Here is a 21,949-nt window from a genome sequence, read left to right as displayed (position 1 = left end):
TCTTTGACAATCCGCTAAAACTATCCCTGTATACACTCTTTAAATATAAATTTATGTTCAGCTGGAAGTGCGTCATAAACGGCGTTTGCTAGGTTTCGTATCTCCCAAAGGGCTGACTTGCTAGAGCGAAGTGAAAGAAAGTTTTGCAGGCTTCTAGCATTCACGCTCCATGTAAGCTCTGTTTTGTAGCACTCAGGCAGGCAGTATTTAACGATGTCAAGGCTGGTTGTTGTGGTGCTTAGAATTTTGCGTAAATTTTCAAGTGCTGTAATGCTTGCATTATCAACCATTTCGTTTCCTGTTAGCACTATATAAGAACTGGCTCTATCAAACTCACCATATTTAAACTCAGCTTCATTTTTTAACTCTTTTAATGTGTAGCGAGTTGATTTTACGCTTAGACTCGCGATACGGTGGCGTGCTAGCTCTTGAAGTAGGGCGCGTGAAATTCCTTGAATATAGAAGTTGTAATAAAGATGCTCAAGTGTACTTGCATGCTTATTTTTGTTGCCAACACGGTCAATCAGCTCAAGGTCTTTCTCGCCGCCATTATCCCCTCGTTCAAAGCTTTGCCAGCATGTGCGTATCGCGTGCGAGCAAACATTTAGCGGAGTGAAATTTAGTAGAGTTATATTCATTTTTAGCCTTTTAGTTTTTGCTTTATTTTAGCCTTTAAAGGCTTTGTAAGTGATAAAAACTTGCAAAATTATAAAGATGAGCGCTTAAATGCTTCTAAAATTTCCCATGCCCCGCTTCGTGAGAGGTCTATCTCGAGTGCTTTTTCACCATTTTTATAAGCATGCAAATAGTAGCTTTTATTACCATTTAGGACTCGAATTTTTGCTACTACAAGAAAACTAGAGTCTAAATTTAGTAAGTCTGCTATAGTTTTGGTTTGTAAGTTTTTATCTGTTACTACAAATGCATAAGAGCGGACGCCATTTGTATGGTCAAACTGCTCGGCTCTTATAAACTCAAAATCGCCTGCAAAAAGGCTAAGCGTGATAAAAAATAGAGAAAAAAGAAATTTCATCATCTATCCCTAACTATATAATCTATGCGGTATCCAACCCCGCGTACAGTTTTTATGATGTCTATTGGCAGTTTGGCGCGAAGCTCTCTTACAAGCGAACGCAAGCGGTCTTGTGAGATATTTTCGCCGTGATAGATAAAGTACTCAAGCTCGCTAAAAGTAACAACATGCGGAGAGTTTTTGCCTAGTGACTCAAGTAGCATCGCCTCTTTTTTACCAAGGTAAATTTTTTCTTGATCGTATGTGATTAAAAGTGTACTTCTGTCAAAAACTAGACCATTTTCAAACTCAAAACGAGTTCCTAAAAGAGATTTTGTTAGTTTGAAAAAATGAAAAATGATCTCATCAGGCAAGAATGGCTTAACTATAAAACCATCAACCCTAGCGTAATAAATTTTCTTAAAAACCTCTGGGCGCCGCTCATCTAGGATAAGCATGATAGGGGTAAAATTTTCATTATCGCGTATGAATTTTACTAAATTTAGGTTTATGTTTTTTGACTTTAGTTCAAAAACATAAAGGTCGTATCTGCTACCAGCGTCAAAATCAGCTATAATCTCGCGCTCATTTTGAAACTCAACTATGCGAAAGTTAAAGCGATAAAGTATAGTTTTTAGACTTACTGCTAGCTCAAAGTCATCGCTAAATAGCAAGATACGCTTCATCTTAGTGTCCAGACTTTTTGTTTGTGTTTTTTTCCAAATACTCCCTCTCCTCCTTACTAAGCTCATAATCTTTACCAAAGAATTCCTGCTTAGCCTTTATCCTTTCACCTAGCATCTTATTCTCATAGATTTTTAGAGTTGGTTTATAGTATTCAAGATAGTTTCTCATCTGGCCACCATGTCCTGTTGTTGTATGACAGCTTACACACTTTATCTCTTTATCAGTGTTTAATAGCTTTGTATAGTGAGCATGCATCTTTTTAGCTTGTTGTGATGAAGCTGTTGTTGTAAGTATATCTGTATGACAGCTCATACAACCATTATCAAATACATAACTCTCTCTATTCTTACGATTTTTATGCCAGTCTATACTATCAGGATCACCAAAGAAGTGAACATATCCTTCAACTATACCATTTTTTGCCTTTGTTAAGACATACTTTGCAAGATTATCATGTGGTATATGACAATCAACACACTTTGCCTTTGTGCCAGTAGCTCCCTTACCACTATGAACATCATGTTGATAGCTCATAACCATAGGATCCATCTCATGACATACTACGCAAAACTTATCTCCACTTGTCTCTTCTAGTGCATAGTGAACAGGAAGCACAACTAAAAATCCTATAATGCCACTTACTAATATAATAGCAGCCAATACCTTTTTAGAAATTTTCATGGTGTTACCCCCATCCATTGTGGAACCTCATGTTCATGACACTCTGTACACATATTGGTTGATTGTTTATGTTCAAAGTGACACTCATCACAATATAGTGTAGGACCATCATGTACTGAGTTGTGTGGATTTGCTTTTAGTGTATCCATAAATTTTAATCTTTGTGCCATAAATGCCTTTGATTTATGACAGCTTAGACAGCCTTTATCTCCTATGGCTTTAAACTTACTAGGATCATCACCTTGTCCTTCGTGACAATCTATACAATCAAATGCCAAATGCTCATGGTGTGGTTTTATCTTATGCTTTTGCCTAAGTTCATCGGATATTACTATTGTCTTAACAGTAGTAGTATTTATATCAGCAGCAGCAAATAAATATATAGAGAAAAAGCACATAAGTATAGCTGTTAGTTTTAGCTTTTTCATTGTTTGCCCTTAAATTTGAATATATTGTTTGTAAGTGCAAGAGCAAAATGCTCTTGCAGTGTAAATTAGATATTCTCGCCTGCTATCATGCCGAATACGATACAATCAGTAATCGCAACCGTTCCTAAACGGCTTGCACCGTGTGTTCCGCCTGTGACTTCGCCAGCCGCGTAAAGTCCCGGGATAGCTTTGTTAGTTTTAGCTGAGATGACCTCTGCTTTTTCATTTATCTTTAAGCCACCCATTGTGTGGTGAGGCTTTGGAGATAGGCGGATAACATAGAATGGTCCAGCCTCATTTATCTCGCTTAGCGCGCTTTCTTGCTTGCCAAACTCATCTTTTTTCGCTCTTACGCCTTCGTTGTATTTTTTAACAGTCTCTTTTAGCGCGTCAGCTGGTACGCCGTATTTTGACGCGATCTCATCGAGATTTGCACACTCGCCTACTAGCTTACCACTTGCAAGACCTTTTTGGATAACATCTTCGCTAAGATCTTTAAACGCCATCTTTGTATCAGCAAATGTTATAGGATACTTGCCCGGTGCTTCGCGTAAAATTTTAAACTCAGCGTCCGCGCGCGTCTTTCTATCAGCTAGCTCGTTCATAAAGCGCTTGCCGTTACGAACATCGACCGCGATACCATACTTAAATGTGCCTTGTTGAGTTAGGATAGGACCTGTACCAAAGCCCTTCTCGTCTGGGCTAGCCCAAGGACCAAACTGGATCCAGTCTATCTGAACAGGATACGCACCTATCTCAAACGCTTTTAAAAGCGCGCCAGCTGTTGCGCCAGCGTGGTTTGTCGCATCGACATCATCTGGAATTCTAGGATCTTGTAGCTTTCTAAACGCCTTATCGTTGCTAAAGCCACCGCTTGCTAGCACGACGCCTTTTTTAGCTTTTAGCGTCTTTTTGGTACCGCTTGTGTTTTCAAGGTCATCGCTGTAAAGCTTTGAGTCAAATTTATACTCTTCGCGTATGACTACGCCCACAACCCTGTCGCCCTCCATCACAAAATCATCAAATTTTGCTCTTCTTCTAAGCTCGCAACCGCTATCTTTTAATGCTTCAAATTTTTCTAACATTGGCTGGATGTAGCCAGAGCCAGAGTCGTTTGTAGTTAGCATTGAGCGAGCTACGGTGTGGCCGCCAAAGTGCGCGCAGTGCTCTTTAAACTGAACGCCGTTTTCGATTAAGAAATTTAGCGCGTCGATACCGCGATCAGCAATAGCATTTAGTAGCTCTGGGTGGTTTATGCCAAGACCAGCCTTCATACAATCAGCGATGAAAAGCTCTTTGCTATCTTTAATGCCTGTTTTTGCTTGCACTGGGTTAGCGCAAACGCTCATACCGCCACCGTTTATAACAGAGTTGCCACCGATACGACCCATCTTTTCAAGGATTAAAACCTTGTTGCCTTTTTTAGCCGATGTTAGAGCTGCTGCAAGTCCTGCAAAACCAGAGCCAATGACGATGACATCCCACTCTTCGTCGAATTTCACACCCTTTGCATCAACCGCTGAAGCATTTGCATTTACAGCTGATAAAGCTAAAGCACTAGCACCAACCATACTCATTTTGAGCATTTCGCGTCTTGACAAATTTTTCATTCTGTCTCCTTTAAAAAAGTTGTTAGTGGCATTATATAAAATTTTTTGTGAGAAAAGAATGAGAAATAAAGAAAATATTTTTTTAACATTTTTTTGATAAAATCCCTAAATTTAGGGATAAACATAAAATTTACATATAAAATATGATAAAAAAATTTAATTTTTATTATTTTCATACTATAAAAAAATGATTTTATAATGATGTTAGGTAACATATTATTATAGGTGTAAAATTTTATAAATTTTCAAAATTTTTAAGCTACTTGCAAAGAAAATTTATGTATTATTTCAATTCTTTTATTTGGTCCCGTAGCTCAGTTGGTAGAGCACCACCTTGACATGGTGGTGGTCGATGGTTCAAGTCCATTCGGGGCCACCATATTATTTATTTTTCACTATTCTTAAGCCATTAATCACTCAATATAATCACATTTTATGATACAGCCATTAAAAAGATTTTTCTTAAAAAATATAGCTAAAAAGTCTTTATGTTCCAAGTGCTTTTGGAGCAATTTTTAAATAGCTGTTATCACACAAACTACTGTAATATTATTTGTTAAATAATATTGAAATTTGTGTAGATATGTAGTTTGCTCTCAAGATTATATATCGCTTTAGTATGTGGCAAAAGATGCGAGCAGATATTTGGTAATATATTAAAGGGCTGGTTGTTTATGAGTGCCTACTTTATTAGTTGTATAAAAAACGATTGGCATATAAGAGTTTTATGAGGCAGAAAAAAAGCTAGTGATTAAAGCATAGGTAAAAATGCCAAAAGTACCGAAGATAACGATGTATATCACAGCCATAACAAATAAATCAATAGCACAAACAAATAGGCAAAAAAGACATCCTATAATTCTAAATAATGAGCTTATGATTTGCATTTTTGCCCCTTTTTTTGGTGTGATAGAAAATTTTAGCATTTTAAATTTAAAAATAAAATAGACTTTAGCCTTTCGTGTGAGCCTAAAGAGCTTGTTTTTGCCCTGCATAACTTCTTGAAACATAGCAATTTATCCTTTGAAGTTGCCAGGGCATAAGAATTTATTGTCTAAATTTTAAACTGTATATTCTCTACCAAAACCACTTCATCGCTCTTAATTTTCTTAAGCTCATCAGTAAAACCACATTTGCTGAATAATATATAGTGTTTTACTGCTAGATTGCTATTTAGCCTAGATGCTTTTTGCTTTAGTTGCTCTAAAATATCAACACCTACCTTTTTGTTTGAGTATTTGCACTCAGCAAGTATGATATAGTCTTTGCTAATGCCTATAGCATCGATCTCAAGATCCTTATCCCAGTGTCTGCCACATTTTAGAAGTTCATAGTTTTTTAGCAGATACTCAATGCAAAGCTGTTCATACACAGGCGATATAAAGCCGTTAAAATTCTCAGCTATTTTTTTTCTTACATAATTAGTGTTTCCTAATTCTAACTGGCTTTTATAAGGCAGGACATAACAAAACCAAAATCGAAAAAAGTTATCTTTTATAAAATAAAGCCCTTTTTTGCTCTTAGCTGGATTATCTTCTAGAATCGGAACCTCTTTATAAATAATGTCTAGTTCGGTTAGTTTTGCAATAAAAGATGTGATATTTTGCACATTTTTACCAAGCCGACTTGCTATGCTGCCAAGTTTATGCTCACCATTTGCAATCGCCTCAAGTATAGAAAAATAGGTCACTGGCTCATTGACCTCATTTTGCAAGATAAATTGTGGTTCGTTGTAAAGGTATGAGTTTGGATTTAGTATATTTGCTTCGATACTGTTTAAAATTTCACCACTATCGCTAAACATTTCAAGATATTTCGGCACGCCATAAAGCACTGCGTAAAGCTCTATAAGTTCATTTTGGCTTTTGCTTGGAAAAAATTCTTTTAAATACTCAAAATTTATCGCCTCAAGCTTGATTTGACTCGTACGTCTACCATAAAGTGGTGAAGAATACGAGAGTGTTTGCTCATACATCATTGAAATTATCGAGCCACAAAGGATCAAATGAATGTTCTTATTTTTTAAAATTTCATCGACAATGAGTTGAAACTGTGACGCAATACTCTCATCAAGCTTGCCAAGGTATTGAAATTCATCAATGATAATGACTAATTTTTGTGAAAAATTTTTTTGTCCTATATATTCAAAAAGCTGCTTAAAGTCTCGAAGTTGCAGTTCTTTTAAAAAATTGTCGTTTAAAAACTCTGCTACTAAGAGCTGGAATCTTTTTAACACAACACTAAAATTTTCAAGCGTTGCCAAAAAATAAATCGCAGGCTTGTCTTTGATAAATTCTTTTATAAGTGTAGTTTTGCCTACACGTCTCCTACCATATAAGATGGTAAAGGCAAAATTGTTACTTACATATTCATCGTTTAAGAGTTTTAATTCACTATATCTATTGGTAAACATCTTTTATCTTTTTTTATAGTTTTTGAATTATAATAATATCAAAAATATATAAATTAAAGCTTTAGTAAAAATTTTCTATAATTAAAATGTATAAAAAATGGTTTTATTAGCTTAAGCTTAATTAATTAGCTAGCTCTTAAAATTCTCTCTTTAATATTCGTATTTTTAGATATATTAGCTTTACAATTCAGGTTTATTTTGGTCGCATGCTATATGCAAATTTCTTGCTTTATTACAAATTTTTACTTTTTTATTACAAAAAATGGTTCTATTTTTTATCTTTAATGTCGATATTTAGGGGTCTTTGAAAAAATTTACATTGATTTTACGATAAATTTCATATAATTTTGTAAAATAAAATTTTTATATTAGTTTTTATATATAAGAATTGATTTAAAAAATGAAAGTAAATATCAAATTTTAAAAGGAGAAAAAATGAACTCAACCTGTAGTTCGCGTCGCTCATTTTTAGCGATGGCTGGGACATTTGTAGCTGCTACTGCCCTAAAAGCAGCTCCTAGTAAATTTGCTAAAACCAAAGGTGAGCGCTACGCTATGGTTATAGATCTTACTAGATGTGTGGGCTGTCAAAGCTGTACGCTAAATTGCTCAATGGAAAACGACACGCCAGCTGGCGGTTTTCGCACTATAGTAAGCGAGTATGAGGCGGCGACTAAAGATAAAAAAAGAGGCTTTATAGCATCCTTGCCTCGTCTTTGTAATCACTGTGAGAAGCCAGCCTGTATCGATGTTTGTCCGACTGGTTCAAGCTGTCAGCAAAACAACGGTATAGTAAAGATAAATACTGCTGAATGTATCGGCTGTATGCAGTGTGTGGATGCTTGCCCGTATGGTGCTAGGTTTTTAAATGAGGAAATTTTAAAAGTAGATAAGTGCACATTTTGCGATCATAGGCTTCGTGCTGGGCTGTTGCCAAGTTGCGTGGAAACTTGTGTTGGTGGTAGCCGCATAATAGGCGATCTAAACGATGAGAACTCAACGATTAGAAAATTTTTAGCCACACACAAAACAATGGTTCTTGATAGTCCTAAAAATACCCATCCACAAGTATTTTACTATGGTGTAAGTGAAATTTTAGCTATGAATAATGAAGCTAAGGCTGCCAAAAATGGCTATAAAAAAGTAATAAGCTGGTAAAGGAAAAAATATGCAAAGACGAAAATTTTTAGCCAGTATGGCAGCAGTTTCAGCGTTGCCATTTTCTTTAAATGCAAATGAGAAAAAAGATGATCATATCCCACAAAGTGGTGATAAAGCGCCTGAGTTTAGTGTTGTTGATGGCAAGGTGGTTATGCAAGATGGGCACTCTGTTGTCTTTTCGATGTGTCATGGATGTACGACAAAATGCGGTCTTAGACTGCATGTTGATGATAAAAATGGCAAAATTTTACGCTGTGTTGGAAACCCATATCATCCGCTTACAACTACGCAATGGATAGACTTTGACACCCCTATTAACGAGGCGCTCTTAGCTACAACTAAGCTTGGGGCTGATGAGACACGCTCGACTGTCTGCGCAAGGGGAGCTGCGTTGCCACAAATGATAGATAGTCCGGTGCGAATTTTAAGCCCTTTAAAAAGAGTTGGCAAAAGAGGCGAGGGTAAGTGGCAAAAGATAAGCTTTGAGCAACTTATAGATGAGGTTGTAAATGGAGGAGATTTGTTTGGAGAGGGGCATGTAGATGGCTTAAAGGCGCTAAATTCTGACGAGCTTATAGATCCTCAAAACCCAGAGTACGGCACAAAACGAAACCAACTTTTAAGTTTTTATCTTTATGATGGGCGATCTGATATAGTTGATAGATTTATCAAAAAGTCTTTTGGAACGATCAATCACTACTCGCACGGCGGAATTTGTGGTGGTGGATTTAGAGCCGGGGGTAAGATAGCTCATAATGCTAAAGGGTTTATGCATACCAAGCCAGACTACGAGCACTCTAAATTTAGCATATTCTGGGGAACGGCTCCTGCAAATGGAGGTAATCCATTTCAAAAACAAGCAAAGATGGTAGCGACTAACAGAGCAGATAACTCTGATTTTGCTTACGCTGTTGTAGATCCAAGTGCTACAAATGCAGTAAAATTTGCTTCCAAAAATGCTCGCTGGATACCGATAAAGCCAGGCACAGATACAGCCTTAGCTATGGCTATGATAAGATGGATCATAGAAAATAAAAAATATGCCACAAACTATCTTATCCAGCCAAATTTAGACCAAGCGAAATTAGCAGGAGAGATACATTGGTCTAACGCAACCCATTTGGTTATCACTGATAAATCCCACCCTAACTACAGAAAATTTGCGCTCATAAATGAAGAGTGGCAGGTTATTAGCCAAAGTTCAAAGATGCAAAGTTATAAAGTTAATGAGCCAGCCAAATTGTTTTTTGATGGAAAAATTTCAATAAATAATCAAGAGGTTGCCGTTAAAACATCAATGCAACTTTTAAAAGAAGAGGCGTTTAAGCACAGTATAGATGAGTATCTAAAAATTTGCGGTGTTAAAAAAGATGACTTTATCTGGCTTTGTGAAAATTTTACAAAAAATGGACGAAAGGTAGCTACTAATGTTCATGGTGGCATGATGCATACACAAGCTGCGATCTCGACATTTGCGATACTTAGCCTAAATACACTTATGGGAAATTACGGCTTTAAAGGTGGGACTGCGCTAGCAAGTGCTGGAACACATAAGGTTTCAAACGGCAGATATGATCTAGAAAAATTTGAAGGCATGGCAAAGGTTGGTGGCTTAAATTTATCTCGTTCTGGTAAATATTATGAGACAAGCTCAGAGTATAAACGAAAGCTAGAGGCTACGGGTAGTGGCTATCCAGCGACTCAGCCTTGGTATCCTATATCAATGCCTTTGATAAACGAAACTCTAACTAGCCATGCGGCTGGCTATCCTTATAAGGTTAAAGTTTTCATTAACTATATGACTAATGTTCTTTACGGTCAAGCAGGGCTTGAGACGGCTGTTTTGCAGGCTTTAAAAGATAGTAAAAATTTACCGTTATTTATTGGCATAGATGCATTTATGAGTGAAACTAATGCGTATGCTGATTATTTAGTGCCAGATGGGGTTAATCTTGAAAACTGGGGACTGCCACAAGATTTGTGGGGTACGATAGCCAAAACATCTACCGTGCGCTATCCAGCTGTAACACCAAAACAAGACAAGAGCAAAACTGGCGAAAGTATCGATGTGGAGAGCTTTTATATAGCCATAGCAAAAAAGATGGGGCTAAAGGGTTTTGGCGAAAATGCCTTTAAGGATAAAGATGGAAAGTCAATGCCGCTTCATACTAAAGAGCAGTATTATGCAGCAGCTTTGGCAAATATAGCTTTTGATGGCGAGCCAGTTTCTGATATTAGCAAAGATGATGCGAGTATCAGCAAGATAGACCGAGTCATGAAAATTTTAAACCCATATCTAAAGGATGATGAGAAGCCAAAAGTAGCGCATATACTTGCAAAGGGAGGTAGGTTTGATACTTATGCTAGCGCCTATAATGGCGATAAGATGGCAAAACCTGTGCCAGCACCGACGCCTGCTGCGATTTATTATGAGCCACTTGGAGGTCATAGGCATAGTATTACGGGCGAGTTTATGCCAGGGACGCCAACGCTAATGTTGCCAGTAGCTAGCGACTCTACACCACTTGAAAATTTCTATAAAAAGAGCGAGTGGAGATATGCTCTAAGTACAAGAAAATCAAATTTGCAACATTATTATAGTATAGTTAGCCCAAAACTAAAGGCTATACATCCTCAAAATTTTATCAGAATCGCCCTTGATGTTGCTAAACAAAATGGCATAAAAACTGGCGATAAAGTTAAAGTCACAACTCCGCAAAACGAGCAAACTGGTATCGCTTTTGTAACAGACGCCATAATGAGTGGTAACATAAGCATTGAGCACGGTTTTGGTCATGATGAGTTTGGTGCAAGAGCTCATTATATAGATGGAGTTGAGGTGTTTCGTGTGGCAGGCGCAGAGAACGGTGTCAATCACAACAAACTTGGTCTAATAGACCCGAAGCGAAATGGAAAATTTAGTCTAAATGACTGGCTGGTTGGCACCTGTGCTAGACAGGCATTGCCAGCAAAAATTTCTAAAGCTTAAAACAAAGGGCTCGCAACCTTGCTAGCCCTTAATACTTCACTCCGATACCACTTATGGCTATACCATTAACCTCTTGTGGCGCTGTTTGACCTGCTGGAGTGTACTTAAAATTTGCCTGCGTGAAAGCTTTTACAGTTCCCATTTCTAAAATTTTAGAGCATATCGGCTCACTTGCGTTTAAGCCTGGCTGTATTAAAAGAGTGGCAGGCTGACCGCCAGCTACTGCGCCACTAAGAAAAATTTTAATACACTCTTTGTCTGCTGTTTTTAAAGTTGCTGTCTTTGTCTCTAAAGATGTTGCACTTCTTAAGGCGCTTGTTGCCTCGTTAGCAACTTGGACATTTGTCATCTCTTTAAATGTCGGTGCAAATGTTCCTTGTGATGTATAGTACGCACTAATATCTGCAACCAAAGTAGAAAGATTAGTTGCTGCTTTTGCTACCTCTGCATCATCTCTTGTTATTGTTAGTCTTGGTATCGCAACAGCTGCTAAAATTCCAAGTATAACGATGACAAATATAAGCTCTATCATCGTAAAACCGCGTCTCATGTCTGTCTTCCTTTTTAATATAATTACATACACTTATGAAAAAAGCCAGTGATTTTATCAAAGATATTCTTAAAGTTTGAATAAAAAATGACAGCTATGTTATTTTCATGTGATTTTAGTGAGATAAAAATTTTTTACAAATTAAATACACTAGTAAAGTTTGTTTTTAAAAAAATATATAAAAATCAGACTTGATACCTGTGTAATTAAGAAAAAATATAGCACTTTAGGATTAAAATTTTATTTTATGATTTATATAAGATAAAATATGCTATTTTTGCATAAAAACTTATTTGAAGAGGCAAATTTATGAATAAAAATGTAGAAATTTTAAAAGCTAGGTCGTATTATTACGAATTTTTTGCTACACCGCTATTTTTTTATGAAAATGATGAGCGGTTTAAAATTTGGCAAACACAGCTTGAACAGCTCTCACAAAACCCACTAAATGAAGCAAGCCAGCACGCATTTGAGGCGTTAAAAAAATTTGACTTTACCACTTTTGCTGATGAGCAAAACTCGGTTTTGTTTGATCTAAGTTATATAAATGTCCCGCTAACTGCGAGTTTTTATGAAGAGGGGCGTGATGAGGGCGCTGCAAGGCTTAGGGTGATTGAAATTTTAAAAAAGAGCCCTTATCGAAGAGATACTAGCAACTGCCTAAATAGCGAGGATTTTGTTGGTTTTATATTTCTTTTGATGTCTACATTTTTAGCCGATGAGTGCGAGCCAAGCAATGAGCTTGATCTAAGTAGCGAGCTTTTTGAAAGGCTTATAAATGGCTTTGCAGACGAGTTTGCTTACATGCTAAAAACGCATAAGTGTGCGAAATTTTTTGAGTCATTTGCGATTATATTACAAAGTTTCATATCGCTTGAGCGTTCGATACTTGCAGTGCAGGCTCCTGAAAAAAATACAAACGAAAAAAGTGTTGCAGAAGTTGCAATGGAGCGAAAGCCTTATCAAACCAAGATGCCTACTGTTAAAAGTAAGATGAATTGGGATGAATTTACCGCGTTATAAATTCTCATTTTAAGGCTGATTTTGATGATTAGCCTTAAATACTTTTTAAAATAAAATTTTAATTATTCAATATTAATTTACTTTTCTAAATATTATGCTAAATTTGCATATTGTTAAGATAGCATATCAAGATGCTAGGTAAGTTGCCTATTTTAGGGCTTTTTGTTAATTTGAAATTTCAGCGATGCTTATCATACTTGCGCTGATTTGATAAGAAATATGCAAAAATTTCATATTATTCTACAAGAAAGGTTGTTGGGATGAAACAAGACAGACGAGAATTTCTCAAAAAATCCCTCAAAGTTGGCGCCGTAGCTGGCGTAGTAGCCACACCTTTGGCTGCAAAAGTCACTAGCGAGGAGCTAACGGCTGATGGAAATGGCGTTGTAGTCGGAACATCAAACAAAAAAGAGGTGCTCTATCATAAGAGCCTAGCCTGGGAAAAATTCTACAAAGTCGCCTACTAGGCATTTGTAGTGGCTAAATCGCTTACAGGAGAAAATCATGAGTGATGTAAGAGTGGGAAGGCGTTCGTTTCTCAAGCTTGCCGCCGTTGGAGCTGGTAGCACCATGGCGTTTGGCTCAAACGACACCATCAGAAAAGCCACAAATGCGGAATTAAAAGCCCCATTTGAAGGCTCAAAAAAGGTTCGCACGATATGTTCGATCTGCTCAGCGGGTTGTGGTATCGAAGCGGAGGTAAAAGACGGCGTGTGGATACGCCAAGATATGGCGGTAGATCACCCTATATCTCAGGGAAGTCACTGCTGTAAGGGTATCGATCAGATCGATCTAACCAAGTCAAAACAGCGTATCAAATACCCGATGAAAATCGTAAATGGTAAATGGCAACGCATTAGCTGGGAGACAGCGGTAAATGAGATCGGCGATAAGATGCTTGAGCTTCGTGCAAAGCATGGTCCTGATTGCGTTGAGTTTTTAGGATCGGCCAAATTTAGCGATGAGCAAGCATGGTATTTTAGAAAATTTGCAGCATTTTGGGGCACGAATAATATAGACCACGTTGCCCGTATTTGACATAGCGCATCAGTCGCCGGAGCGGCGAATACTTGGGGTTATGGCGCGATGACAAACCACTTTGGAGATATAGCGGCAAATTCAAAAGCCATCATGGTTGTAGGTGCAAACTCAGCAGTTGCAAATCCAGTTGGTGGTATGAAACACTTTTTACAAGCAAAAGATAGAAGCAACGCAAAGCTTATCGTTGTTGATCCTATCTTTACAAAAACAGCGGCAAAGGCTGATCACTTCGTGCGCGTTAGACCGGGCACAGATATAGCGTTTGCTTATGGTATGCTTCATCTTATATTTAAAAATGGCTGGGAAGATAAAGAATTTATCAAAGACCGCACTTATGGCATAGATGAAATTCGCCAAGAGGCTGAAAAATGGACGCCAGAAGAGGTCGAAAATGTCACAGGTGTGCCAGCAGATCAGCTGATACAAATAACTAGACTTTTTGCGACAACAAAGCCAGCAGCTATCGCATGGTCTTTGGGTCTTACACAGCACTCAATAGGCAGTTCAAATACGAGAATTTTCCCTATTATCCAGCTTGTTCTTGGTAATGCAGGCAAATCAGGTGGCGGCTGTCAAATCATCCGCGGTCACGACAATGTTCAGGGTGCTACTGATATGGGCAACCTTGCTGATAGTTTGCCGACTTACTACGGTCTTGGCGATGCGGCTTGGAAGCACTTTTGTAAGGGCTGGGGACAGGATTTTGATGAGTTTGTCAAACGCTTTGCAGTATCAACAAAAGAGCCAAAGCAGGGCAGTGAGCCAGTTAAAGGGACAAAATTTACAGAGTATTTTTATCATGATCCACAAAATCCAGAGGATAGAAACTGGAGAAACGAAAAGGGCTGGAGCTTGTCAAAATGGTGGCAAGGCGTGCTAAAAGAGGAAAAAACTTTTTCAAGTGGCGATTTAAGAGCTGTTTGGGTTCAAGGAACTGGTATAACTTCTATGGCGCACCTAACAAAAATTCAAGAAGCGGTAGCAAAACTTGACTTGCTTGTTGTGGCTGAGCCATTTGTAAATGAGATAGCTATCCTTGCAGATAGAAAAGAAAATACATACATACTACCCGTGGCAACGCAGTTTGAAAACGAGGGTATCGTAGTGGCTACAAACCGCGCGGCTCAGTGGAGAACAAAGGTTGTTGATCCGCTTTTTGAAAGCAAGCCAGACCATGAAGTTATGTTTGAATTTGCTAAAAAATGGGGCTTTTATGAGGAATATACAAAGTCATTGCTAATGGATGACACGCTAAAAGTTGTCAAAGATAAATTTGTATGGCCAGATGATGCGACTCGTGAGCTAGCTCGTATGGGCCAGTCTATCGGACTGCAAGGCTGGCAGCCAGAGCGCTTAAGAAGGCACCAAGAAAACTGGGCAAATTTTGACCCTGATACGCTTATTGGTATCGGTGGCGATGTTAAGGGCGAATATTACAGCCTTCCGTGGCCTTGCTGGGATAAACAGCACCCTGGCACCCCGATACTTTATGATTTAAGCAAGCCTTATACCGAGGGTGGTTGTGGCTTTAGAAATCGCTTTGGACTTGAACACAATGGTGTTAGCCAGATAGCTGATGAGAGTATCCAGCTAAAAGGTGCAAAGGTAAAAGGCGGCTATCCTCAAATCACAAAAGCAAATATCGAAGAGGTGCTTGGTATCACGCTAACTGAAGATGAAAAAGCACAGATGGGCGATAACTGGATGATGGATTATAGCGGTATTATCAATAAAAAATGCCGTGAAGCGGGTGTTGCGCCATTTGGTAACGCAAGAGCAAGAGCGTCTGTTTGGGAATTTATCGATCAAATTCCAAAGCACAGAGAGCCACTTCACTCACCACGCTGGGATCTAGTTCAAAAGTATCCAGCTATCGATGATCAGGCTAGAAATTTCCGTGTTGAGAGCAAATTTAAGAGCGAACAGCAAAAGCAAGACTGGAGCAAAGACTTCCCAACTATCATGAGCTCACTTCGTCTTGTAAATTTAAGTGGTGCTGGTATGCTTGAGCGAACGAGTAAGTATCTAGCAGCTATCACGCCTGAGATGTTTGCCTATGTTCATCCAGAACTAGCGATGAAATACGGTATCGGCGATAAAGAGATGATGTGGATACACAGCCCACAAGGCACAAAGATAAAAGTAAAGTGCTATCACAACCAAACGGTTACACCAGATCGTATCTGCTTGCCGTATAACTTTGCGGGTATCATGCAAGGTGTGGATCTTTCATCACGCTATCCAGAGGGCACAAAGCCTTATACGATAGGCGAAAGTTCAAACACTATCACAAACTACGGCTTTGACCCTGTGACGCAAATTTCAGAATACAATGCCGGTCTTTGCCGCTTAGAAAAAGCTGATGATATGGGCTTTAAAACTCAGTTCTTTGATGAAATTTTAGGAAGTAAGGAGCTTGCATAATGGCACGGATGAAATTTTATGTTGATAATGACAGATGTATCAGTTGCTTTGGTTGTCAAGTTGCTTGCTCTGGCGCTCACGAAGTTCCAGTGGGAATTTACCGCCGCAAGGTCATTACTCTAAATGACGGCGTTCATGGTAAAGAAATTTCAACAACCATAGCTTGTCAGCACTGCACCGACGCACCTTGTGAGCAAGTTTGCCCAGTGGATTGCTTTTATATCCGCGCCGATGGTATCGTGCTTCATGATAAGAAAAAGTGTATTGGCTGTGGATACTGCCTTTATGCTTGTCCTTTTGGTGCACCGCAGTTCCCAAGAGATGGGGCATTTGGCATAAAAGGCGAAATGGATAAATGCACGATGTGTGCAGGTGGTCCAGAAGAAACTTTCTCAAACGAAGAGCTTCATTTATATGGACAAAACCGTATCGCAGAGGGCAAAGTGCCAATGTGCGCGGCTATTTGTTCTACAAACGCACTTCTTGTTGGAGATGCTACTGAGGTAGCAAATGTCTATCGCAAACGCGTTATGACGAGAAATGCGGTAACAAAACTGTAGTTATTTTAGGGGGTGTAAATTCTTTAAAATTTACACCCATTTTTTAAATTTTCAATACTTTAAATTCTCATTATAACAAGCATTTTGATTAAAAATTTTTCACTAAGAAAAAATTTAAATAAAAATTTTAGCTTTTTTCGCTATAATCTACCTCTTAATAAATTCAAGGATAAAATTTTGGAAAATATACGAAATATCGCCGTCATCGCACACGTCGACCACGGTAAAACAACAATGGTAGATGAGCTTTTAAAACAATCTGGTACTTTTAACGAACATCAAAGTGTTGGCGAGCGTGTCATGGATAGTAACGACATTGAGCGTGAGCGTGGTATCACGATACTATCAAAAAATACAGCTATCCGCTATAAAGATACAAAGATTAATATCATTGACACCCCAGGACACGCCGATTTTGGTGGCGAGGTTGAGCGTGTGCTTAAGATGGTCGATGGCGTTTTGCTTTTGGTTGATGCACAAGAGGGCGTTATGCCTCAAACAAAATTTGTGGTAAAAAAGGCTCTTAGCCTAGGTCTTCGTCCGATAGTGGTAGTAAATAAGATCGATAAACCAGCTGGCGATCCTGAGCGTGTTATAAATGAAATTTTTGACCTTTTTGTGGCACTTGACGCAAACGATGAACAACTTGAGTTTCCAGTAGTTTATGCGGCTGCTAAAAACGGCTATGCAAAGTTAAATTTAGATGATGAAAATGTCAATATGGAGCCACTTTTTGAGACTATTTTGGCTAATGTTCCAGCTCCAAGCGGAAGTGATACAAATCCACTTCAGCTTCAAGTTTTCACACTTGATTATGATAACTATGTTGGAAAGATAGGCATAGCTAGAATTTTTAACGGTAAAGTTGCTAAAAATCAAAATGTTATGCTTGCAAAGGCTGATGGCTCTAAAACAACGGGTAGAATTTCAAAGCTTATCGGATTTATGGGACTTGAAAGAGCTGATATAAATGAAGCTAGCACTGGCGATATCGTGGCTATAGCTGGCTTTGAAGCTCTTGATGTTGGCGATAGCGTAGTTGATCCGGCAAATCCTATGCCACTTGATCCGCTTCATATCGAAGAGCCAACTCTAAGCGTAGTTTTTGCTGTAAATGACGGTCCGCTAGCAGGCACAGAAGGTAAGCATGTTACATCAAATAAGATTGATGAGCGCTTGCAAAACGAGATGAAGACAAATATTGCTATGAAGTATGAAAATGTTGGAGAGGGTAAATTTAAAGTAAGTGGTCGTGGCGAGCTTCAGATAACGATACTAGCTGAAAATATGCGTCGCGAGGGCTATGAGTTCTTGCTTGGTCGTCCAGAGGTTATAGTAAAAGAGATAGATAGCGTAAAATGCGAGCCATACGAACATCTTGTTATCGATGCGCCAGATGATTGCACTGGAACTGTTATAGAAAAACTTGGAAAAAGAAAGGCAGAGATGACCTCGATGAGTCCTACTGGCGATGGTCAGACTCGTATTGAGTTTGAAATTCCAGCACGCGGGCTTATCGGCTTTAGAAGTCAGTTTTTAACCGACACAAAAGGCGAGGGCGTTATGAATCATAGCTTTTTAGAATTCCGCCCACTTTCAGGCACTGTTGAGCATCGTACGAATGGAGCTTTAGTCTCAATGGAAAATGGAGTTACACTAGCGTACTCTCTTTATAATCTTCAAGATCGTGGAGTTCTTTTCCTTGATCCGCAAGCAAAGGTTTATATCGGTATGATTATAGGTGAGCATAGCCGTCCAAATGATCTTGATGTAAATCCTATAAAAGGCAAAAACCTTACCAATGTCCGTGCAAGCGGTTCAGATGATGCGATCAAGCTCGTTCCACCACGCAGATTAAGTCTAGAGCGTGCTTTAGAATGGATAGAAGATGATGAACTTGTTGAAGTAACTCCTATAAATATCCGTGTTCGTAAGCGTTATCTTGATCCAACTGAGCGAAAAAGAAAGTCAAAAGCATAGTCTAAAATCTAATTTTAGGCTTTTGTGTAAAGGATTGGTGTGGCTAGACTAAAAGCACTTTTGCTTGGAGAGGTAAAAAATTACGGAGATAAAAACTCCAAAAACCCACTAAATAAACCGTGGGTTTCAGCCATTTTTAAAGTCGTGCAAGAGGGTGAAATTTTTGCTAACACTCTTGGTTTTGTAGGAGATAGTGTGGCTGATACCCTTCATCACGGTGGTGCTGAAAAGGCGATATTTGCAAATTCTTTACAAAACTATAGCGAGTGGGAGAAATTTTTAGGACTTAAAAATTTAGCTTATGGTGCTATGGGCGAAAATTTAACCATTGATGGTTTATGTGAAGATAGTGTTTGCGTAGGCGATATTCACGAGATAGGCTCGCTTGTTTTGCAAGTTAGCCAGCCACGAAAACCCTGCTCAAAGCTTTCAAAACGCTGGGGCAACCCTGATATGACAGCTTATATCGCTAAAAGTGGCTTGAGCGGTTGGTATTACAGAGTGCTAAACGAGGGCTCATGCAAAGCTGGAGATGAAGTAAAAGTAGTGCAAAAAGACAGTGTGGGGATGAGCATTGCTGAGATAAACAGACTATTTCATCAAACTGATCAAAATTTACACCTATTAAATAAATTTAATCTACTTACTGCTCTTACGCCATCTTTTATAGATGCGATGAAGACAAAACTTGATGGCAGCTATAATGCTGATTTTATGAAAGTTTTATAAGTTAGTAAGCTCTTTTTGTGTATCATTGCAACCAAGTTGCGTAAAAGGAGAAAAAATGAAAAAAATCGCACTTTTAGCGATCATGTCTAGCTTTCTTTTTGCTGAACAAACTCATCAGCTAAATATCCCAAATATGGGCTGTGAGCACTGCGTAAAACAGATAGAAAATGCTGTTATCAATATGCCAGGGTATAAGTCGATGAGTTTTGACCTGCAGACAAAAGATGTAAATATCACAACCGACAAAAACACGAGCCTATCGCAGGTTATAAAAGCTATAAAAAGCTCAAAAGAGAAGAAATTTAAGGTTGGGGTAAAATAAGTCATTTTATTCTATGGCTAGCATGGGTCGGCAGATCGCTGGCCTTTTAAATTTGTAGCCTAGATAAAGACTGTGATTTTTGTATCTTGAATATTAAGTTTTGTTGATTTTGCATAGTTGGCTTGACTAAGTTTATGGCTAAACTCTATTTGCTACTTTTATTTGGCCTGTAAATTCAATCTATTTTTGCAAACTCTTCTGAGTGGCTATCAGTTACTATGCTTGGATTTTTTACCTTTTAGTAAAAAGACCAGTTATAGATTTAAGGTTTTTTATTTTTATTGCCTTAAGTATTTTAAAGGCAAAGTGTAATCTGCCTAAGCACCATAAAGGCACCATAACTAAACGCAGTGTTTGAGCAAATACCAGTAGCCAAGACTAAAAATTTTTATATTTTCTTTTTTTGATTTTAAAGTATGTATACGCACAAGCATTTACCTTATTTTAAAAATTACTTAAAGTTTGTAAAAATTTTAGACTAGTTTAACTCTTATACAAAAATAATGAGTATAATGTGTAAAATTTTAAGGAGAGAAAAATGAATTATTTAGAGATTTTAAAATTTCGCCACGCATGCAAGGTCTTTGATGAGAGCAAAAAGATAGGCGCAGGCGAGTTTAACTTCATCCTAGAGGCAGGCAGACTAAGCCCTAGCTCTACAGGGCTTGAGCAGTGGGACTTTTTAGTCGTGCAAAACAAAGAGCTACGCGAGAAGATCCGTGCCCTATCGTGGAACCAAGTACAAATCACATCTTGCTCGCACCTAGTTATAGTTTTAGCTAAAATTTCTGACATAAAAATACATAGCCATTATGTTGCCGATATGATAGCACGCAGACCTGATAAGACGCCTGAAGAAAGAGCTGGCAGAGTGGCTTTTTATCAGGGTTTTTTAAGCTCAAATTTTAAAGATAATGAAGAGCTGATATTTCAGTGGTCGCATGAGCAGTGTATGATAGCTGCGACAAATATGATGAACGCAGCTGCTAGCTTAGGCATTGATAGCTGCCCGATCGAGGGCTTTGATAGAGCGGGGCTAAATGAGCTTTTGGGGTTAAATCCAAGTGATAAGCGTGTCGCCATCGTCGTACCATTTGGCTACAGACTAAACTCTCAGCCACAAAAATATCGCCGCGAACTTAGCGATGTAGTGAAGTGGATAAACTAAATTTTGGGGCAAGTGCCCCTTGTTTTTACAAAATTTAGCCCGAGACTTTTTCTAAATATTTACATACAAAAATATCTTCGCAGTTTTACACTTATTTAGTTTATTGAGTCTTAATCATATTGCTTTCGCAAGAACAAATTTTTAATTAACTTATTTTAAAAATGGCTTCACTACCGCCCAAACTGCGTCAAAATTTTCCAAAAAACACGCGTGTGATGTGTCTACGATGATGGCAATGCTCGCGTTTGGTATGCTCTGATAGGCGTTTATCGCTGTTAAAAGATGCGAGTTTGGATCGTTTTGCCCGTTGATGATGAGCGTTTTGGCTTGAATGCGAGTAAAAATTTCCTTGTTGATGACAAGCCCATTCCACATATCTTCATACATTTTTAAAAACTCATCGTAGCGATGTGGCTCAGACATCAGCGACTTTTGCTGAGCGATAAATTTTGCGTCGTAGTTTTGCCACTCGTTTTGGTTAAAAACGAAGCGTTTATTTGTCGCAAGCACCTCTCCAGCACCGATGGTAACGAGCTTTTTGGCGTAGTCTTTAAAATGCACGGCAAAGCTATATGCCGCGTATCCACCATCGCTAAATCCGAGCAAACTAACAGGCTCACTCACATTTTCGGCGTTTAAAACTGCCATTATATCATCGGCTCTTTGCTTTAGGCTAAATGGCTTAGCTCCAATGTCTGAGCGAGCGTGTCCGCGGGTTGAGATGGCGATAACCTTGTGCGTTTTTCTAAGCTCGTCTATAAAGCCGCCCATCTCTTGCATACTGCCTAGTCCGCCACCGTGCAAAACCACGATGACATCGCCTTTGCCGTATGTTTCGTAATAAATTTTTACGCCATCGCTTAGGGCAAATTTACCGCCATTGTCGCCGTAGTTTTGGCTAAATTTTGGTGAGTTTTCGTCTTGCATGAAGTAGCGAAGCTCTGCTGAGAAAGCAAGGCTTAAAAAGAGTGATAAAATGGCTAAAATTTTCATTGTTTTCCTTTAGATTTTATTATTTAAATTTTAGCATCTATCTTGAAAATAAAGCTTAAAGTTATTGATACAACTTAAAATCCACACTCTTGCTATAGCTAAACAATCTTTTCATCATTATGCTCCTAGCAAGAGTATAGCAGAATTTATATTAGTTTGCTTGTCTTAGTTTTGATAA

The 21,949-nt window shown here is 38.4% G+C and carries 19 protein-coding genes, 1 tRNA gene and 1 pseudogene; 12 read left to right on the top strand and 9 right to left on the bottom strand.

Translation table 11 applies throughout. The features are described 5' to 3' along the window. Window positions 1–20: 20 nt before the first annotated feature. From thyX to LQV35_RS08465, 6 genes are all read right to left on the bottom strand, one after another. Window positions 21–638: an FAD-dependent thymidylate synthase gene (gene thyX / locus LQV35_RS08490; RefSeq protein ID WP_230057449.1), complete on the bottom strand. Its 618-nt coding sequence runs from the start codon at window positions 636–638 to the stop codon at window positions 21–23. Window positions 639–706: 68 nt separating this feature from the next. Further along, on the bottom strand, window positions 707–1,033 hold the full coding sequence (locus LQV35_RS08485; protein ID WP_230057448.1) for a hypothetical protein: 327 nt from the start codon (window positions 1,031–1,033) through the stop codon (window positions 707–709). Next, window positions 1,033–1,698 (bottom strand): response regulator transcription factor, encoded by a 666-nt coding sequence (locus tag LQV35_RS08480; RefSeq protein ID WP_230057447.1) that lies wholly within the window; start codon window positions 1,696–1,698, stop codon window positions 1,033–1,035. The genes LQV35_RS08485 and LQV35_RS08480 overlap by 1 nt, the downstream gene beginning before the upstream one ends. A gap of 1 nt (window position 1,699) precedes the next feature. Then, on the bottom strand, window positions 1,700–2,380 hold the full coding sequence (locus LQV35_RS08475) for a cytochrome c3 family protein (protein WP_230057467.1): 681 nt from the start codon (window positions 2,378–2,380) through the stop codon (window positions 1,700–1,702). Next, entirely contained in the window at window positions 2,377–2,808 is a 432-nt protein-coding gene (locus LQV35_RS08470) for a cytochrome c3 family protein (RefSeq protein ID WP_230057446.1), read from the bottom strand. Before LQV35_RS08470 ends, LQV35_RS08475 begins: the two co-directional genes overlap by 4 nt. A 65-nt stretch (window positions 2,809–2,873) precedes the next feature. Continuing rightward, on the bottom strand, window positions 2,874–4,418 hold the full coding sequence (locus tag LQV35_RS08465) for a flavocytochrome c (protein ID WP_230057445.1): 1,545 nt from the start codon (window positions 4,416–4,418) through the stop codon (window positions 2,874–2,876). Window positions 4,419–4,721: 303 nt separating this feature from the next. On the opposite strand from LQV35_RS08465, the gene LQV35_RS08460 reads away from it, so the two are divergent. After that, window positions 4,722–4,797 (top strand) — tRNA-Val (locus tag LQV35_RS08460). Window positions 4,798–5,472: 675 nt separating this feature from the next. Here the strand turns inward: LQV35_RS08460 and LQV35_RS08455 are convergent. Next, a complete protein-coding gene (locus LQV35_RS08455; protein WP_230057444.1) occupies window positions 5,473–6,831 on the bottom strand; it encodes an ATP-binding protein in 1,359 nt (452 codons plus the stop codon). 435 nt (window positions 6,832–7,266) lie between these two features. Here LQV35_RS08455 and LQV35_RS08450 point away from each other — a divergent pair, with 435 nt between their 5' ends. Together LQV35_RS08450 and LQV35_RS08445 are read left to right on the top strand one after the other, a co-directional pair. Further along, on the top strand, window positions 7,267–7,989 hold the full coding sequence (locus LQV35_RS08450) for a 4Fe-4S dicluster domain-containing protein (RefSeq protein WP_230057443.1): 723 nt from the start codon (window positions 7,267–7,269) through the stop codon (window positions 7,987–7,989). Window positions 7,990–7,999: 10 nt separating this feature from the next. Then, entirely contained in the window at window positions 8,000–10,981 is a 2,982-nt protein-coding gene (locus LQV35_RS08445; RefSeq protein WP_230057442.1) for a molybdopterin-dependent oxidoreductase, read from the top strand. Between the two features lie 28 nt (window positions 10,982–11,009). On the opposite strand, the gene LQV35_RS09115 is transcribed toward LQV35_RS08445, so the two are convergent. Next, window positions 11,010–11,531, bottom strand: a complete 522-nt coding sequence (locus LQV35_RS09115) for a type II secretion system protein (protein ID WP_268250104.1) — start codon at window positions 11,529–11,531, stop codon at window positions 11,010–11,012. Between the two features lie 309 nt (window positions 11,532–11,840). Between LQV35_RS09115 and LQV35_RS08435 the strand changes: the two genes are divergently transcribed. The 9 genes and pseudogenes from LQV35_RS08435 (at window position 11,841) to LQV35_RS08400 (ending at window position 20,778) form a co-directional block, all read left to right on the top strand. After that, window positions 11,841–12,554, top strand: coding sequence for a TorD/DmsD family molecular chaperone (locus tag LQV35_RS08435; RefSeq protein WP_230057441.1), 714 nt, complete (start codon window positions 11,841–11,843; stop codon window positions 12,552–12,554). Window positions 12,555–12,814: 260 nt separating this feature from the next. After that, the gene (locus LQV35_RS08430; RefSeq protein WP_230057440.1) at window positions 12,815–13,021 is read left to right on the top strand and encodes a Tat pathway signal protein; all 207 of its coding nucleotides are present in this window, start codon (window positions 12,815–12,817) and stop codon (window positions 13,019–13,021) included. A gap of 37 nt (window positions 13,022–13,058) precedes the next feature. Beyond that, window positions 13,059–13,271 (top strand): annotated as a pseudogene (locus tag LQV35_RS09180) (twin-arginine translocation signal domain-containing protein); the annotation flags it as partial. A 12-nt stretch (window positions 13,272–13,283) separates the two neighbouring features. Then, window positions 13,284–16,019 (top strand): formate dehydrogenase subunit alpha, encoded by a 2,736-nt coding sequence (locus tag LQV35_RS08425; RefSeq protein WP_418884446.1) that lies wholly within the window; start codon window positions 13,284–13,286, stop codon window positions 16,017–16,019. Beyond that, window positions 16,019–16,579 carry a formate dehydrogenase FDH3 subunit beta gene (fdh3B, locus tag LQV35_RS08420; RefSeq protein WP_230057438.1) on the top strand — a complete coding sequence of 187 codons (561 nt, stop codon included), beginning with the start codon at window positions 16,019–16,021 and terminating at the stop codon, window positions 16,577–16,579. Before LQV35_RS08425 ends, fdh3B begins: the two co-directional genes overlap by 1 nt. A gap of 177 nt (window positions 16,580–16,756) precedes the next feature. Continuing rightward, window positions 16,757–18,559 carry a translational GTPase TypA gene (gene typA / locus LQV35_RS08415; protein ID WP_230057437.1) on the top strand — a complete coding sequence of 601 codons (1,803 nt, stop codon included), beginning with the start codon at window positions 16,757–16,759 and terminating at the stop codon, window positions 18,557–18,559. 39 nt (window positions 18,560–18,598) lie between these two features. Then, window positions 18,599–19,288: an MOSC domain-containing protein gene (locus LQV35_RS08410; RefSeq protein ID WP_230057436.1), complete on the top strand. Its 690-nt coding sequence runs from the start codon at window positions 18,599–18,601 to the stop codon at window positions 19,286–19,288. A 55-nt stretch (window positions 19,289–19,343) separates the two neighbouring features. Next, complete coding sequence (locus LQV35_RS08405) at window positions 19,344–19,610, top strand: heavy-metal-associated domain-containing protein (protein WP_230057435.1); 267 nt, start codon at window positions 19,344–19,346, stop codon at window positions 19,608–19,610. A 538-nt stretch (window positions 19,611–20,148) separates the two neighbouring features. Further along, complete coding sequence (locus LQV35_RS08400; RefSeq protein WP_230057434.1) at window positions 20,149–20,778, top strand: NAD(P)H-dependent oxidoreductase; 630 nt, start codon at window positions 20,149–20,151, stop codon at window positions 20,776–20,778. 150 nt (window positions 20,779–20,928) lie between these two features. Here LQV35_RS08400 and LQV35_RS08395 read toward each other — a convergent pair whose 3' ends face one another. Next, window positions 20,929–21,771: an alpha/beta fold hydrolase gene (locus tag LQV35_RS08395; RefSeq protein WP_230057433.1), complete on the bottom strand. Its 843-nt coding sequence runs from the start codon at window positions 21,769–21,771 to the stop codon at window positions 20,929–20,931. Window positions 21,772–21,949: the final 178 nt, after the last annotated feature.

This window comes from Campylobacter suis (genome assembly GCF_905120475.1).
GTDB classification, from domain to species: Bacteria; Campylobacterota; Campylobacteria; order Campylobacterales; family Campylobacteraceae; genus Campylobacter_A; species Campylobacter_A suis.
This window is presented reverse-complemented; position numbering and strand designations above follow the sequence as displayed.

Excerpts from the sequence above, each read along its gene's own strand:
- thyX (WP_230057449.1), bottom strand. The coding sequence starts at position 638 with ATGAATATAACTCTACTAAATTTCACTCCGCTAAATGTTTGCTCGCAC.
- LQV35_RS08485 (WP_230057448.1), bottom strand. The coding sequence starts at position 1,033 with ATGAAATTTCTTTTTTCTCTATTTTTTATCACGCTTAGCCTTTTTGCA.
- LQV35_RS08480 (WP_230057447.1), bottom strand. The coding sequence starts at position 1,698 with ATGAAGCGTATCTTGCTATTTAGCGATGACTTTGAGCTAGCAGTAAGT.
- LQV35_RS08475 (WP_230057467.1), bottom strand. The coding sequence starts at position 2,380 with ATGAAAATTTCTAAAAAGGTATTGGCTGCTATTATATTAGTAAGTGGC.
- LQV35_RS08470 (WP_230057446.1), bottom strand. The coding sequence starts at position 2,808 with ATGAAAAAGCTAAAACTAACAGCTATACTTATGTGCTTTTTCTCTATA.
- LQV35_RS08465 (WP_230057445.1), bottom strand. The coding sequence starts at position 4,418 with ATGAAAAATTTGTCAAGACGCGAAATGCTCAAAATGAGTATGGTTGGT.
- LQV35_RS08455 (WP_230057444.1), bottom strand. The coding sequence starts at position 6,831 with ATGTTTACCAATAGATATAGTGAATTAAAACTCTTAAACGATGAATAT.
- LQV35_RS08450 (WP_230057443.1), top strand. The coding sequence starts at position 7,267 with ATGAACTCAACCTGTAGTTCGCGTCGCTCATTTTTAGCGATGGCTGGG.
- LQV35_RS08445 (WP_230057442.1), top strand. The coding sequence starts at position 8,000 with ATGCAAAGACGAAAATTTTTAGCCAGTATGGCAGCAGTTTCAGCGTTG.
- LQV35_RS09115 (WP_268250104.1), bottom strand. The coding sequence starts at position 11,531 with ATGAGACGCGGTTTTACGATGATAGAGCTTATATTTGTCATCGTTATA.
- LQV35_RS08435 (WP_230057441.1), top strand. The coding sequence starts at position 11,841 with ATGAATAAAAATGTAGAAATTTTAAAAGCTAGGTCGTATTATTACGAA.
- LQV35_RS08430 (WP_230057440.1), top strand. The coding sequence starts at position 12,815 with ATGAAACAAGACAGACGAGAATTTCTCAAAAAATCCCTCAAAGTTGGC.
- fdh3B (WP_230057438.1), top strand. The coding sequence starts at position 16,019 with ATGGCACGGATGAAATTTTATGTTGATAATGACAGATGTATCAGTTGC.
- LQV35_RS08405 (WP_230057435.1), top strand. The coding sequence starts at position 19,344 with ATGAAAAAAATCGCACTTTTAGCGATCATGTCTAGCTTTCTTTTTGCT.
- LQV35_RS08400 (WP_230057434.1), top strand. The coding sequence starts at position 20,149 with ATGAATTATTTAGAGATTTTAAAATTTCGCCACGCATGCAAGGTCTTT.
- LQV35_RS08395 (WP_230057433.1), bottom strand. The coding sequence starts at position 21,771 with ATGAAAATTTTAGCCATTTTATCACTCTTTTTAAGCCTTGCTTTCTCA.